Origin of the sequence: Streptomyces griseorubiginosus (genome assembly GCF_036345115.1) — a bacterium.
Classification (GTDB): Bacteria; Actinomycetota; Actinomycetes; order Streptomycetales; family Streptomycetaceae; genus Streptomyces; species Streptomyces griseorubiginosus_C.
In genome coordinates this window covers 3,733,002-3,746,275 of record NZ_CP107766.1, presented here as the reverse complement: position 1 = coordinate 3,746,275, position 13,274 = coordinate 3,733,002, and the positions used below count along the sequence as shown (strand labels likewise).

The 13,274-nt window shown below is 71.3% G+C and carries 12 protein-coding genes; 6 read left to right on the top strand and 6 right to left on the bottom strand.

The features are described from left to right. Both OHN19_RS16670 and OHN19_RS16665 read right to left on the bottom strand, forming a co-directional pair. Positions 1-774 (bottom strand): SDR family oxidoreductase, encoded by a 774-nt coding sequence (locus OHN19_RS16670; protein WP_330264960.1) that lies wholly within the window; start codon positions 772-774, stop codon positions 1-3. Positions 775-824: 50 nt separating this feature from the next. Further along, positions 825-1,493 (bottom strand): MOSC domain-containing protein, encoded by a 669-nt coding sequence (locus OHN19_RS16665; RefSeq protein ID WP_330264959.1) that lies wholly within the window; start codon positions 1,491-1,493, stop codon positions 825-827. Positions 1,494-1,573: 80 nt separating this feature from the next. On the opposite strand from OHN19_RS16665, the gene OHN19_RS16660 reads away from it, so the two are divergent. Further along, the gene (locus OHN19_RS16660; protein ID WP_330264958.1) at positions 1,574-2,485 is read left to right on the top strand and encodes a LysR family transcriptional regulator; all 912 of its coding nucleotides are present in this window, start codon (positions 1,574-1,576) and stop codon (positions 2,483-2,485) included. Between the two features lie 45 nt (positions 2,486-2,530). On the opposite strand, the gene OHN19_RS16655 is transcribed toward OHN19_RS16660, so the two are convergent. Then, positions 2,531-2,857: a WhiB family transcriptional regulator gene (locus OHN19_RS16655; RefSeq protein WP_007384136.1), complete on the bottom strand. Its 327-nt coding sequence runs from the start codon at positions 2,855-2,857 to the stop codon at positions 2,531-2,533. Between the two features lie 381 nt (positions 2,858-3,238). Here OHN19_RS16655 and OHN19_RS16650 point away from each other — a divergent pair, with 381 nt between their 5' ends. The 4 genes from OHN19_RS16650 to OHN19_RS16635 all read left to right on the top strand — a co-directional run bounded on the left by OHN19_RS16650 (position 3,239) and on the right by OHN19_RS16635 (position 7,608). Further along, positions 3,239-3,850: a response regulator transcription factor gene (locus tag OHN19_RS16650; protein ID WP_003948568.1), complete on the top strand. Its 612-nt coding sequence runs from the start codon at positions 3,239-3,241 to the stop codon at positions 3,848-3,850. A 284-nt stretch (positions 3,851-4,134) separates the two neighbouring features. Next, the gene (locus OHN19_RS16645; RefSeq protein WP_007384137.1) at positions 4,135-4,722 is read left to right on the top strand and encodes a sigma-70 family RNA polymerase sigma factor; all 588 of its coding nucleotides are present in this window, start codon (positions 4,135-4,137) and stop codon (positions 4,720-4,722) included. 141 nt (positions 4,723-4,863) lie between these two features. Then, positions 4,864-6,366 (top strand): IMP dehydrogenase, encoded by a 1,503-nt coding sequence (guaB, locus tag OHN19_RS16640; RefSeq protein WP_330264957.1) that lies wholly within the window; start codon positions 4,864-4,866, stop codon positions 6,364-6,366. A gap of 117 nt (positions 6,367-6,483) precedes the next feature. Then, the gene (locus OHN19_RS16635; RefSeq protein WP_020135750.1) at positions 6,484-7,608 is read left to right on the top strand and encodes a GuaB3 family IMP dehydrogenase-related protein; all 1,125 of its coding nucleotides are present in this window, start codon (positions 6,484-6,486) and stop codon (positions 7,606-7,608) included. A gap of 435 nt (positions 7,609-8,043) precedes the next feature. Here the strand turns inward: OHN19_RS16635 and OHN19_RS16630 are convergent, their stop codons facing one another. Both OHN19_RS16630 and OHN19_RS16625 read right to left on the bottom strand, forming a co-directional pair. Beyond that, positions 8,044-8,652, bottom strand: coding sequence for a hypothetical protein (locus OHN19_RS16630; RefSeq protein ID WP_330264956.1), 609 nt, complete (start codon positions 8,650-8,652; stop codon positions 8,044-8,046). A 123-nt stretch (positions 8,653-8,775) separates the two neighbouring features. Beyond that, positions 8,776-9,993 (bottom strand): nucleotide sugar dehydrogenase, encoded by a 1,218-nt coding sequence (locus OHN19_RS16625; RefSeq protein ID WP_330264955.1) that lies wholly within the window; start codon positions 9,991-9,993, stop codon positions 8,776-8,778. A gap of 290 nt (positions 9,994-10,283) precedes the next feature. Here OHN19_RS16625 and OHN19_RS16620 point away from each other — a divergent pair, with 290 nt between their 5' ends. Beyond that, complete coding sequence (locus tag OHN19_RS16620; protein WP_330264954.1) at positions 10,284-11,990, top strand: glycerol-3-phosphate dehydrogenase/oxidase; 1,707 nt, start codon at positions 10,284-10,286, stop codon at positions 11,988-11,990. Positions 11,991-12,067: 77 nt separating this feature from the next. On the opposite strand, the gene OHN19_RS16615 is transcribed toward OHN19_RS16620, so the two are convergent. Beyond that, a complete protein-coding gene (locus OHN19_RS16615; protein ID WP_330264953.1) occupies positions 12,068-13,111 on the bottom strand; it encodes a serine hydrolase domain-containing protein in 1,044 nt (347 codons plus the stop codon). Positions 13,112-13,274 lie beyond the last annotated feature (163 nt).

The following is a 13,274-nucleotide window of genomic DNA, read 5'->3' as shown; positions in this document are numbered from 1 at the left end:
CTACTGCGGCCCGTACTTCCGGCCCGTCCTGGACGAGATCCCGCCCAGCAGCCCCCGCGGCGCCACCTTCACCAACCCCATGAGCGCCTTGTACCGCGGGTCCGGGATCGACAGGGTCTTGCCCCGGGCCAGATCGCCCAGTGCCGCCGCCACCAGTTTGTCCGCGTCGAGCCACATCCAGTTCGGGATGTTGTCCGTGCCCATGCCGGCCCGCTGGTGGAACTCCGTGCGGACGAAGCCGGGGCACAGCGCCATCAGGCGTACGCCGCTGCCCGCCAGGTCCTTCGCCACGCCCTGGGTGAACTGCACGACCCACGCCTTCGAGGCGCCGTAGGTCCCGCGCGGGACGAACGCGGCCACCGACGCGACGTTCACCACGCCCCCGCGCCCCCGCTCCCGCATCGCCTTCGTCGCCGCCGACGTCAGTCGCAGCACCGCCTCGCAGTGCACCTTGAGCATCTTCAGCTCGTCGGCCATGGAGACGTCGAGATAGCGGCCCTTGTTGCCGAAGCCGGCGTTGTTGACCAGGAGGTCGACGGGGGACTTGCGGTCGGAGAGGCGGGCGGCGACCGTCTCGATGCCCTCGTCGGTGGCGAGGTCGGCGGTGCGGACCTCCACCTCGACGCCGTGCCGGTCGTGGAGTTCGGTCGCCTGCTCCTGGAGCCGCTTGGTGTCGCGGGCCACCAGCACCAGGCTGTGCCCGTCGGCCGCGAGCCGTCGTGCGAACGCGGCACCGATGCCCGCGGTCGATCCCGTAATCAATGCCGTTGTCATGGCGCAAGGTTAATGACCAGGACCGACAGCGTCCGCCTGCCCGGGTCCCGTCAGGCGCCGTGCTGCTCCACGTAGTCGAGCGCCCACTTCCGCACCTCCGGGTGGAGCGCCTCGCCCGCCGCCAACAGCCGTGGCTGAAGCGGCCGTTCGGTGGTCATCGCCCGGAAGGCCAGGGCCACCGTCACGTCGTGGTCCGGCCGGTGCACGATCTCGACGATGTCCCCGGTGCGGATCTCGCCGGGCTGGATCACCCGCAGATACGCGCCCGGCGCGCCCTTCTGCGTGAACCGCTTCACCCAGCGCGGCTCGCCCATGTGGCCCTGGAAGGTCCCGCACGGGATCCGCGCGGAGGTGACCTCCAGCACCACCTCGGGCCCGATGCGCCAGCGTTCGCCGATCCGCGCGCGGGAGACGTCCACACCGAGGGTCGTGAGGTTCTCGCCGAAGGAGCCGTTGGCCAGCGGGCGGCCCAGCGAGGCCTCCCACTCGTCCAGATCCTCGCGCGCCATCGCGTACACCGCCTGGTCGTCGCCGCCGTGGTGCTGCTTCTTGCACACCGCGTCCCCGGCGAGCGCGCTCCCGCCGATGCCCTTGGGCCCGGGTGCGGCCACCCGCACGGGCCCCTCGACCGGCCGCTTGTCGATACCGGTCACGCCCTCGGGGTTGTCCGTGTACGACACGGCCTTCGCACGGCCCAGATTCACCGACAGAAGCTTCATGGCGGCACGGTAGGCGCCCGGTTCCCAAAGATGCCACGCATTATTCGGCGTCGTACCAAAGCCCCACTTATCCTCGAGCCGTGATCGAGGCCCGTCATCTCCGTGTCCTGCGTGCCGTCGCCGCCACCGGCTCCTTCTCCGCCGCGGGGCGCGAACTGGGCTGCACCCAGCCCGCCGTCAGCCAGCAGATGAAGGCCCTGGAGGCGTCCGTGGGCACGCCTCTGGTCGTCCGCAGCGGGCGGGAGATGCGGCTGACGCAGGCGGGCGAGGCCCTGGTGCGGCACGCGGCCGGGATCCTGGCCGGCCTCACGGCCGCCGAGGAGGAGCTCGCCGCCATCGCCGGCCTGAGGGCCGGCCGGGTCCGGCTCGTCTCCTTCCCCAGCGGCAGCTCCACCCTGGTCCCCACCGCCCTCGCCGCCCTGCGCGCCGCCCACCCCGGCACCCGGGTCTCCCTGGAGGAGGCCGAACCCCCGCAGTCCGTCGCCCTGTTGCGCGAAGGCGACTGCGACATCGCGCTCGCCTTCCGCTACGAGGGCGCGGCCCAGGAGGGGGAGTGGGACGACCTCGTCGTACGGCCCCTGCTCACCGACCGGCTCGTCGCCCTCGTACCGGAGCGGCACCGCCTGGCGCGCGCGGGGTCCGTGGCCATCGGGGAGCTCGCCGGGGAGTCGTGGATCGCCGGATGTCCGCGCTGCCGGGGCCAGTTGGTCGAGGTCTGCGAGAGCTCCGGTTTCACGCCCCGCATCGACTTCGCGACCGACGACTACCCGGCGGTCGTCGGCCTGGTGGGCGCCGGGCTGGGGGTCGCCGTACTGCCGCAGCTCGCCGTGGAGTCGGTACGGCCCCGGGGCGCACGCACGGTGACGCTGGAACCGGCGGTCCGGCGGGAGATCGTCGCACTCACCCTGCCCGACCTGGCCCGGGTGCCGGCGGTCGCGGCGACGCTGGAGCGGCTCGCGGCCGCGGCGGGACAGAAGTCGGGACAGAAGTAAGGAAGGGCACGCGCGCGCGTGCCCTTCCAATGGAGAAACGTTCCTTCAATTGTTCGATGCGCCGCTCCCGACGGACGACGCCGACACCAGCCGGTGCCGCGCCCGCCCCATGAGCTCCTCGCGCTCGTCCTCGGTCAGCCCGCCCCACACGCCGTACGGCTCTCTCACCGCGAGCGCGTGCGCCGCGCACTGCGCGCGCACCGGGCATCTCATGCAGACCTCCTTGGCCGAGTTCTCGCGAGCACTCCGGGCCGCACCGCGCTCGCCCTCCGGATGGAAGAAGAGCGAGCTGTCCACCCCTCGACAGGCGGCCAGGAGCTGCCAGTCCCAAAGGTCCGCGTTCGGTCCGGGAAGGCGGGAGAAATCTGCCATTGCGTGACCCCTTGTAGCCGTTCTGGGCGGATACGGTGTCCACGACCGTACATCTACGATCTAAGGAGATGAAAATATGACTCATTGCGAATCTAGCCTCAGACACCAGGAAATGGGAAGAAAAGGGTCTGAATGGGGCATGGGTTGTGATGAAACGTTGTGGGTCCGCCGTGCATGTCTGCACCGTGTCCGCGCCCTCACGTAGAGTGCCGAAGACAGTGTGCAGCCCCGTAACTCTTTCGGGTGACCGTCGTTGAGAGTGCGGAGGCGGTTGAAACAACAAGTGCTCGGGCAGGCGTCCGAGACGGTCGACCGCACAGGTGACGATTTCGTACCAGCCTGGAGGCTCAAGGTGACGTGCATCAGCTGCGGAGGGCGGCCATGACATCCGTCCTCGTCTGCGACGACTCCCCGCTTGCCCGAGAGGCGCTGCGCCGCGCGGTCGCGACCGTGCCCGGCGTCGAGCGCGTGACGACCGCGGCCAACGGCGAGGAAGTCCTCCGCCGCTGGGGTGCGGACCGTTCGGACCTGATTCTGATGGACGTACGCATGCCCGGTCTGGGCGGCGTCGAGACCGTGCGGCGGCTGCTGTCCGCGGACCCCGGTGCGCGCATCATCATGCTCACCGTCGCGGAGGACCTGGACGGGGTCGCTCTCGCGGTGGCCGCCGGGGCGCGCGGCTACCTCCACAAGGACGCCTCGCGCGCGGAGTTGCGGGCCACGGTGACGCAGGCGCTCGCCGACCCGACCTGGCGACTCGCCCCCCGTCGGCTGCGGTCCGCGGAGATGGGCGCGGCGCCCACGCTCACCGCGCGTGAGATCCAGGTGCTCGAGGGCATGAGCCACGGTCGGTCCAACGCGGAGATCGGGCGCGAGCTGTTCCTCTCCGAGGACACCGTCAAGACGCATGCGCGGCGGCTGTTCAAGAAGCTGGGTGCGTCGGACCGGGCGCACGCCGTGGCGCTCGGGTTCCGGTGGGGTCTGGTTCGCTAGGAGCTCGATCGGATCGGTCGTCGTATTGGTGCGGGCCCGTCGTGCCTGGTCGCGCAGTTCCCCGCGCCCCTGAAGGGGCGCGGTCGAGCGGCCTCTTCGATGCCCCGCTGCTTGTTTCGCGGCGGATGCCGCATCCTTGAGATGTGGAGTCTCTCGGGGACGAGTCGGTCGAGCGGAAGGGGAGGGCGCAGGGTATGAGTTCCGGCGCACCTGCTCATAACGCTTCGGTGCACAACAACCAGCGCGATGCCACGGATCCAACGACGCCAAGGCACCATGGACCGATGCGCGACGACGAGGCGGCTCATCCCCATGGGGCGATCGGTGCGCTCGTCCACAGCGCCGTGGAAGGGGACGAGCAGGCCACGCACGACCTGCTCGCCCATGTCCACCCGCTGGCCCTGCGCTACTGCCGCACCCGTCTGTCCCGTCTCCCGGGCGACGCCCGGCACTTCGTGGAGGACCTCGCGCAGGAGGTCTGCGTAGCCGTCCTCCTCGCCCTGCCGCGCTACCGGGACACCGGGCGACCCTTCGAGGCGTTCGTCTTCGCCATCGCGGCCCACAAGGTCGCCGACCTCCAGCGCGCCGCGATGCGCCACCCCGGTTCCACGGCCGTCCCCTCGGACGAGATGCCCGAGCGGCCCGACGACTCCCTCGGCCCCGAGGAGCGGGCGCTGCTCAGCAGTGACGCGGAATGGGCCAAGAAGCTCCTGGCCAACCTCCCCGAGAACCAGCGCGAGCTGCTGCTGCTGCGCATCGCCGTGGGGTTGACGGCGGAGGAGACGGGTCAGATGTTGGGAATGTCACCCGGCGCGGTCCGTGTGGCGCAGCACCGGGCGCTGAGCAGGCTGCGGGCCCTGGCCGAGCAGTAAGGGCCGTTGCCTGAACAGGCCCCGCGCCGATTCCGTACGAATATACGAAGCCCGGAGTGCGTCCGAACCGTGGAATGTGACGGCCTCGCTTCCCGTTAGCATGGACATCCGCACCGATCAAGGCCATTTGGGGAAGGTGTCATGACTGCAAACGTCGACGGAGTGCCCGACAAATTCGCGACGCTCGGGCTGACCTACGACGACGTGCTGCTGCTGCCGGGAGCCTCCGAGGTACTCCCCAACGCGGTCGACACCTCGTCCCGCATCTCCCGCAACGTCCGGGTGAACATCCCCCTGCTGTCCGCCGCCATGGACAAGGTGACCGAGTCCCGCATGGCGATCGCGATGGCCCGCCTCGGCGGCGTCGGCGTGCTGCACCGCAACCTCTCGGTCGAGGACCAGGTCAACCAGGTCGACCTGGTGAAGCGGTCCGAGTCCGGCATGGTCACCGACCCCATCACCGTGCACCCCGAGGCGACCCTCGCCGAGGCCGACGCGCTGTGCGCCAAGTTCCGCATCAGCGGTGTCCCGGTCACCGACCCGGCCGGCAAGCTCCTCGGCATCGTCACCAACCGCGACATGGCCTTCGAGTCGGACCGCAGCCGCCAGGTGCGCGAGGTCATGACGCCGATGCCGCTGGTCACCGGCCAGGTCGGCATCTCCGGCACCGACGCCATGGACCTGCTGCGCCGGCACAAGATCGAGAAGCTGCCGCTGGTCGACGACGCCGGTGTCCTCAAGGGCCTGATCACCGTCAAGGACTTCGTCAAGGCGGAGAAGTACCCCAACGCCGCCAAGGACGCCGAGGGCCGCCTGCTCGTCGGTGCCGCCGTCGGCGCCAGCCCCGAGGCCCTGGAGCGCGCCCAGGCGCTCGCCGAGGCCGGGGTGGACTTCCTCGTCGTCGACACCTCGCACGGCCACAACAGCAACGCGCTGAGCTGGATGTCGAAGATCAAGTCCAGCGTCGGCGTCGACGTCATCGGCGGCAATGTCGCCACCCGCGACGGCGCCCAGGCGCTCATCGACGCCGGTGTCGACGGCATCAAGGTCGGCGTGGGCCCCGGCTCCATCTGTACGACGCGTGTCGTCGCCGGCATCGGCGTCCCGCAGGTCACCGCGATCTACGAGGCCTCCCTCGCCGCCCGCCCGGCCGGCATCCCGCTCATCGGCGACGGCGGCCTCCAGTACTCCGGCGACATCGGCAAGGCGCTCGCCGCCGGCGCCGACACCGTGATGCTCGGCTCGCTGCTCGCGGGCTGCGAGGAGTCGCCCGGCGAGCTCCAGTTCATCAACGGCAAGCAGTTCAAGTCGTACCGCGGCATGGGCTCGCTCGGTGCCATGCAGTCCCGGGGCCAGGCGAAGTCGTACTCGAAGGACCGCTACTTCCAGGCCGAGGTCGGCTCCGACGACAAGCTCGTCCCCGAGGGCATCGAGGGCCAGGTGCCCTACCGCGGCCCGCTCTCCAGCGTCCTGCACCAGCTCGTCGGCGGTCTGCGCCAGACCATGGGCTACGTGGGCGCGGCCACCATCGACGAGATGGAGTCCAAGGGCCGCTTCGTGCGGATCACCTCGGCGGGGCTCAAGGAGTCGCACCCGCACGACATCCAGATGACGGTCGAGGCGCCGAACTACAGCCGCAAGTGAGCCTTTACTGAAAGCCACGCGCGCGTGAGGGCGGTCCCGGGGCATCCGGGGCCGCCCTTGTCGTACCCGTCGGGGATACTGGAAGGCGCTGCAACGCATCAGGGAAAGGCCACACACGTGACTGAGATCGAGATCGGGCGCGGCAAGCGCGGCCGCCGGGCGTACGCCTTCGACGACATCGCCGTCGTCCCCAGCCGTCGTACGCGCGACCCGAAGGAGGTCTCGATCGCCTGGCAGATCGACGCCTACCGCTTCGAGCTGCCCTTCCTGGCCGCCCCCATGGACTCGGTCGTCTCCCCGGCCACCGCGATCCGCATCGGCGAGCTCGGCGGCCTCGGCGTCCTGAACCTCGAAGGACTGTGGACGCGGCACGAGGACCCGCAGCCGCTGCTCGACGAGATCGTCGGCCTGGACTCCGAGACGGCCACCCGGCGGCTCCAGGAGATCTACTCCGCCCCCATCAAGGAGGAGCTGATCGGCGCGCGCATCAAGGAGGTGCGCGACTCCGGCGTGGTCACCGCGGCCGCGCTCTCCCCGCAGCGCACGGCGCAGTTCTCCAAGGCCGTCGTGGACGCGGGCGTGGACATCTTCGTCATCCGCGGTACGACCGTCTCGGCGGAGCACGTCTCGGGTTCGCACGAGCCGCTGAACCTGAAGCAGTTCATCTACGAGCTCGACGTCCCGGTGATCGTCGGCGGCTGCGCCACCTACACGGCTGCCCTGCACCTGATGCGCACCGGCGCGGCGGGCGTCCTGGTCGGCTTCGGCGGCGGCGCGGCGCACACGACTCGCAACGTGCTCGGCATCCAGGTGCCGATGGCCACCGCCGTGGCCGATGTCGCCGCGGCCCGCCGCGACTACATGGACGAGTCCGGCGGCCGGTACGTCCACGTGATCGCCGACGGCGGTGTCGGCTGGTCCGGCGACCTCCCCAAGGCGATCGCCTGCGGCGCGGACGCCGTGATGATGGGCTCCCCGCTGGCCCGCGCCACCGACGGTCCCGGTCGCGGCCACCACTGGGGCATGGAGGCCGTCAACGAGGAGCTGCCGCGCGGCAAGAAGGTCGACCTCGGCACGGTCGGCACCATCGAGGAGGTCCTCACCGGCCCGTCGCACATCCCGGACGGCTCGATGAACTTCTTCGGCGCGCTGAAGCGGGCGATGGCGACCACCGGGTACAGCGAGCTGAAGGAGTTCCAGCGCGTCGAGGTGACGGTGGCGGACTCGCAGCACAAGCGGTAGGCAGGGCTCACGGCGCTTGAGGGCCGGTCGTCCCGGGTGGGGCGGCCGGCCTTTTGTGTGCCCTGGGGCTGTGCGAGGCGGGCGGCGCGGGGGCGCGCGGTTGCGTTCGGGGTGGAAACGGGCTGGTCAGCCAGAGTAGGGGCAGGCGCCACCGCAAGCCCATCCGCTGGGACCGGATCCGTCTTCGGATGGTGAAGTGCCGGAGGAGGTGGGTCTTGCGGATTTTCGGATGGTGAGCGGCCGCCCCCATAAGGACTAGGGGCGGACACTCCGTGAACCATCCAGGAGCTTGCCGCAGGGGCCAACTGCGGTGGGCTCCACCTGTCTCCGTAAGGTACCCGCGCCCCCCCCGCGTGCCACCAGCCCCGGAGCCCGCCGCACCCACGCGCCCCCGTCACCACCGATGCGCCGCCCCTTCGCCGGACACCGGCGGCGTCAGTGCGCCGCCTTCCTGGCGCCGGTGAAGGCGACGTACGCGGCGATCGCGAAGAACAGGAACGTCAGCGGGTCGGCGTCCGCCTTCCAGGCCTCCTGGAGGACGTCGAAGTGCTGGAAGAAGAGTTCGCTGAAGCTCAGCGGGGTCTCCTTGGCGCCGATGATCCCCTCGCCCACCAGCTGGCCGATGTAGACGGAGCCCAGCGACAGGACCGCGCTCGCGACCGGCAACACGGGGTTGCGGCCACCGAGGCGCCCTGCGGCGAGGCCGACCAGGAAGCCGACGCCGACCGCCGCCCAGCCGATCTCGTGCTTGGTCAGGCCGATGATCGCGCCGTAGACACCGCCGGCGACCAGGGCGGCGACGAAGGCGGCCACCAGGCCGAGGCCGAGGTTGTTGCGCACCGGAGCGGGGGCGGGGACGGCCCCGTACGGCACTCCCGGTGCCGGAGGCGGGGGCACGGCGCCGGGCTGCGGGGCGTACGGAGCGCCGTCGGCCGGCTGCGGCGCCGACGGGACGCCGTCGACCGACTGGGGCTCGGGCTGGGGCTGCTGCTCGGCGGGCTGCTGGACCGGCGGCTGGGCAGGCGGTGGTGCTGACTGGCTCATGACAGAAATCCCCCCACGGGATGGAACAAGCGGAATGGTGAAGCAGAGAAGCGTGCGCACGACTGTGCGACGAGTGAGGGGAGATTAACAGGTGGGTCCGACAGCGCCACCGGCGTTTTGACGTCAGAGGCGGTGCGCCGCCCCCGTGGGCGTGGCCCCGCGCGTGTCCAGCAGCAGCTGTGCCTTCACCGACAGGCCCTGGAGGTCGTACGTCCGGTGCTGCTGGAGCAGGATCGTCAGGTCCGCGTCGGCCGCCGCCTCGTAGAGGGAGTCCGCGCGGGGGACCGGGCGGTCCAGGACGCTCCAGGACGGGACGTGGGGGTCGTGGTAGCTGACGGAGGCGCCGAGTTCCATCAGGCGTACGGCGACCTCCTGGGCGGGGGTGGCCTGCTGGTCGGCGAGGTCGGGCTTGTAGGTGACGCCGAGGAGGAGGACGCGGGCGGCGCGGGCCGACTTGCCGTGCTCGTTGAGCAGGGCGGCGGCGCGCTGGACGACGTAACGCGGCATCTGGTCGTTGACCTGCCGGGCGAGTTCGACCATGCGCAGGGAGCGGCCGCCGCCGGGGCTGCCGGCGGTCAGGTCGCGGGGGACCGCGTGACCGCCGACGCCCGGGCCGGGGCGGAAGGCGTGGAAGCCGAACGGCTTGGTCTCCGCGCAGCGGATGACGTCCCAGAGGTCGACGCCGAGATCGTGGCAGAGGACGGCCATCTCGTTGACGAGGGCGATGTTGACGTGGCGGAAGTTGGTCTCCAGGAGCTGGACCGTCTCCGCCTCTCGCGGGCCACGCGCGCGTACCACCTTGTCGGTGAGACGCGAGTAGAAGGCCGCCGCCGACTCCGTGCACGCGGGCGTGAGGCCGCCGATCACCTTGGGGGTGTTGGCGGGGGTGAAGTCGCGGTTGCCGGGGTCCACGCGGGTGGGCGAGTAGGCGAGGTGGAAGTCGCGGCCCGCGCGCAGGCGTGAGCCCTCTTCGAGGAGCGGGCGCAGGAATTCCTCCGTGGTGCCTGGGGGCACCGGCGATTCCAGGATCACCGTGGTGTGCGGGCGCAGGTGCGCGGCCAGGGTGCGGGCGGCCGTCTCGACCTGGCTCAGGTCCAGGCCGCCGTCCGGGCCCGCCGGGGTCGGGGCGCAGATGACCGCCGTACGGACGCGGCCGAGTTCGGCCGGCCCCGCGGCCGTCCGGAAGCCCCCCGAGAGCATCCGGCGCAGTTCGGCGGGGCTGAGGGAGCCGGGTTCGGGGCCCGTGCGGTAGCCGACCGTGGCGATGCCGGCGGCGACGGCGGCCTGGGCCAGGGGCAGTCCGTAGGGACCGAGTCCGATCACGGCGAGATCTGCGGGCATGGCGTGGGCCGTCCTTCCCAGTAACCGAAGCGGGACAGGTGCGCAAGCCCTGTGGACTGGACGAGCGAGCGCAATGTCAGACTAGGAGTAAATATGACCGAAATACGGGATTGATTCCGTGTGTCTTCGGGCGGTGCTCGCTGTGAGCTCACGTGGCCTACGGGGTACGCGCCAGTGAAAGTTGTCCACAGGCTGGGGGCGACTGGTGGCTGAAGTCGGGCAGGCCGGTCAGACTTTGGGCAGGGGTGGGACACGTGTGGGACCGGCGTGACCGACAGCGGGAGGCAGTGGTGAGGACAGCGACACTGGGACCGGCGCAGCGCGCCGAGTCACTCGCGGCGATGGCCGAGCGCGAACTGGACGTGCTGGTGGTGGGTGGCGGAGTGGTCGGAGCGGGCACCGCGCTCGACGCGGTGACCCGGGGCCTGTCCGTGGGCCTGGTCGAGGCGCGTGACTGGGCGTCGGGGACCTCCAGCCGCTCCAGCAAGCTGATCCACGGCGGCCTGCGCTATCTGGAGATGCTCGACTTCGCCCTCGTGCGTGAGGCGTTGAAGGAGCGCGGGCTGCTGCTCGAACGGCTCGCCCCGCACCTCGTGAAGCCCGTGGCCTTCCTGTACCCCTTGCAGCACAAGGCCTGGGAGCGGTGGTACGCCGGATCGGGCGTCGCGCTCTACGACGCGATGTCGATGGCGCGCGGGCACGGCCGGGGACTCCCCCGGCACCGGCATCTGAGCCACCGTCACGCCCTGCGGGTGGCACCGGCGTTGCGCAAGGACGCACTGGTCGGGGCGCTCCAGTACTACGACGCCCAGATGGACGACGCCCGCTTCGTGGCCACCCTCGTGCGCACCGCGACCGCCTACGGCGCCAAGACCGCCAACCGCGCGCGCGTGACCGGGTTCCTGCGCGAGGGCGAGCGGGTGGTCGGGGCCCGGGTGGAGGACGTCGAGGCGGGCGGGGAGTACGAGATCCGCGCCAAGCAGGTCGTCAACGCCACCGGGGTGTGGACCGACGACACCCAGGGGATGGTCGGCGAGCGCGGGCAGTTCCACGTCCGCGCCTCCAAGGGCATCCATCTCGTCGTGCCCAAGGACCGCATCCACTCCTCGACCGGACTGATCCTGCGCACCGAGAAGTCGGTGCTGTTCGTCATCCCCTGGGGCCGGCACTGGATCATCGGCACCACCGACACCGACTGGGACCTCGACAAGGCCCATCCGGCGGCCTCCAGCGCGGACATCGACTACCTGCTGGAACACGTGAACTCCGTGCTCGCGGTCCCCCTGACCCGCGACGACGTCCAAGGCGTGTACGCGGGTCTGAGGCCGCTGCTCGCCGGGGAGTCGGACGCCACCAGCAAGCTCTCGCGCGAGCACACGGTGGCGCACCCGGTGCCGGGGCTCGTCGTGGTGGCGGGCGGCAAGTACACGACGTACCGGGTCATGGCCAAGGACGCCGTCGACGAGGCGGTGCACGGGCTCGACACCCGGGTCGCCGAGTGCGTCACGGAGGACGTGCCGCTGCTGGGCGCGGAGGGGTACCGGGCACTGTGGAACGCGCGGGCGCGGATCGCCGCGCGCACCGGACTCCATGTCGTGCGGGTGGAGCACCTGCTGAACCGGTACGGCTCCCTCGCGGAGGAGGTCCTCGAACTCATCGCCGCGGACGCGTCGCTGGGCGAACCGCTGAACGCGGCCGACGACTACCTGCGCGCCGAGATCGTGTACGCGGCCTCGCACGAGGGGGCCCGGCACCTGGACGACGTGCTGACCCGGCGCACCCGCATCTCCATCGAGACCTTCGACCGGGGCGTGCGGTCCGCCCGCGAGGCCGCCGAGCTGATGGCGCCGGTGCTGGGCTGGAACAAGGACCAGATCGAGCGCGAGGTCGAGCACTACGAGAAGCGGGTGGAGGCGGAGCGGGAGTCGCAGCGGCAGCCGGACGACCTGACGGCGGACGCGGCGCGGTTGGGCGCCCCGGACATCGTGCCGCTCTAGGCCGGCGGGAGCGGGTTCGGTCCGCATCACTCGAACGAGTGTCGTGGGGCGGGATCTTCGTTCGAAACCCGGTCGTTCTACGAGGTGCGGGGGCAGAACTCGGCGGCGAGCAGGGCCGGTTCGAGGCCGGGGTCTGCGACCGTCGTCGTGTTCACGCGGAAGGTGAGGACACGACGGCCGTCGACGGTGGCCGCGGTGCGCACGTAGCTGCCGGTGATTCGGCCGTTGTGCCCCCACACCGTCGTGCCGCACGGCAGCTTCACCGGGAACAGCCCCATGCCGTACCGGCCTTGTGCGGCGCGGGTGTCGGTCATCTCGTGCAGCCAGTACGGGGACAGCAGCCGGCCGCCGAGCAGTGCCGCGTAGAAGCGGTCCAGGTCGGCGAGCGTGGTCACCAGCTCGCCCGCGGCCCCGGCCACCCGCGGGTCGAGCGCGGTGACGTCGGTTCCGTCGGTGGTGTACGCGCGGCCGTGCGGGGAGGGGAGAGAGGTGCGTGAGCCAGGGAAGGAGGTGCCCGTCAGACGCAGCGGAGCGATGATGCGCCGCTCGGCCTCGGTGGCGTAGGAGGCGCCGGTGACCTGCTGGATCACCATGCCGAGCAGGACGTAGTCGGTGTTGGAGTAGGCGTAGCGGCCGAGGGCGGTCGGGGAGTGGGTGAGCGCGATCCGGACGGCTTGCACGGGAGTGACGGGGACCAGCCCTCCGGTGTCCGCGGCGAAGTCGCTCAGGCCGCTGGTGTGGGTGAGCAGGGAGCGCAGGGTCAGCGCGCGGCCGTCGTTGCCCGCTCCGCGCACCAGGCCGGGCAGATGCTGCTCCACGGTGTCGGACAGCTTCAGCCGTTGTTCCGCGGCGAGTTGGAGGACGACCGTGGCGATGAGGGTCTTGGTGACGCTGCCGGCGCGGAAGTGGTCGGCGCGGGCGATACCGGTACCGGCGGACGCGTAGCGGGTACGGGTGCCGTCCTGGGCGAGCAGGGCCGCGGCCGGGGCGCCGCCCCGCGAGACCAGCAGCGGGAGCACGGTCTCCGCGGCCGGGCCCCGCTGCGCCGACAGCGCGGCCGGCGCGAGGGCGAGCAGCACCAGGCACACGAGGGCCGCCGCCGTCGCCCGCACCGATGCCATCGTGGGTCCTCCCTTGTCGGGGTCCATCATGCAGGTCGGGGTCGGGGTCGGGGTCGGGGTGGGGGTGGGGGTGGGGGCGACACCGGACGGCGCACCTTGAACAGTCACCCCGGACCACCGGGACAACACGCGTGCATCCGGCATATGCGTCGAGGTGGGGAGG

Bases quoted from the DNA above. Each gene is read 5' to 3' on its own strand.
- guaB (WP_330264957.1), top strand. From the start codon at position 4,864: ATGACTGCAAACGTCGACGGAGTGCCCGACAAATTCGCGACGCTCGGG.
- OHN19_RS16650 (WP_003948568.1), top strand. From the start codon at position 3,239: ATGACATCCGTCCTCGTCTGCGACGACTCCCCGCTTGCCCGAGAGGCG.
- OHN19_RS16615 (WP_330264953.1), bottom strand. From the start codon at position 13,111: ATGGCATCGGTGCGGGCGACGGCGGCGGCCCTCGTGTGCCTGGTGCTG.
- OHN19_RS16665 (WP_330264959.1), bottom strand. From the start codon at position 1,493: ATGAAGCTTCTGTCGGTGAATCTGGGCCGTGCGAAGGCCGTGTCGTAC.
- OHN19_RS16625 (WP_330264955.1), bottom strand. From the start codon at position 9,993: ATGCCCGCAGATCTCGCCGTGATCGGACTCGGTCCCTACGGACTGCCC.
- OHN19_RS16670 (WP_330264960.1), bottom strand. From the start codon at position 774: ATGACAACGGCATTGATTACGGGATCGACCGCGGGCATCGGTGCCGCG.
- OHN19_RS16645 (WP_007384137.1), top strand. From the start codon at position 4,135: ATGCGCGACGACGAGGCGGCTCATCCCCATGGGGCGATCGGTGCGCTC.
- OHN19_RS16655 (WP_007384136.1), bottom strand. From the start codon at position 2,857: ATGGCAGATTTCTCCCGCCTTCCCGGACCGAACGCGGACCTTTGGGAC.
- OHN19_RS16630 (WP_330264956.1), bottom strand. From the start codon at position 8,652: ATGAGCCAGTCAGCACCACCGCCTGCCCAGCCGCCGGTCCAGCAGCCC.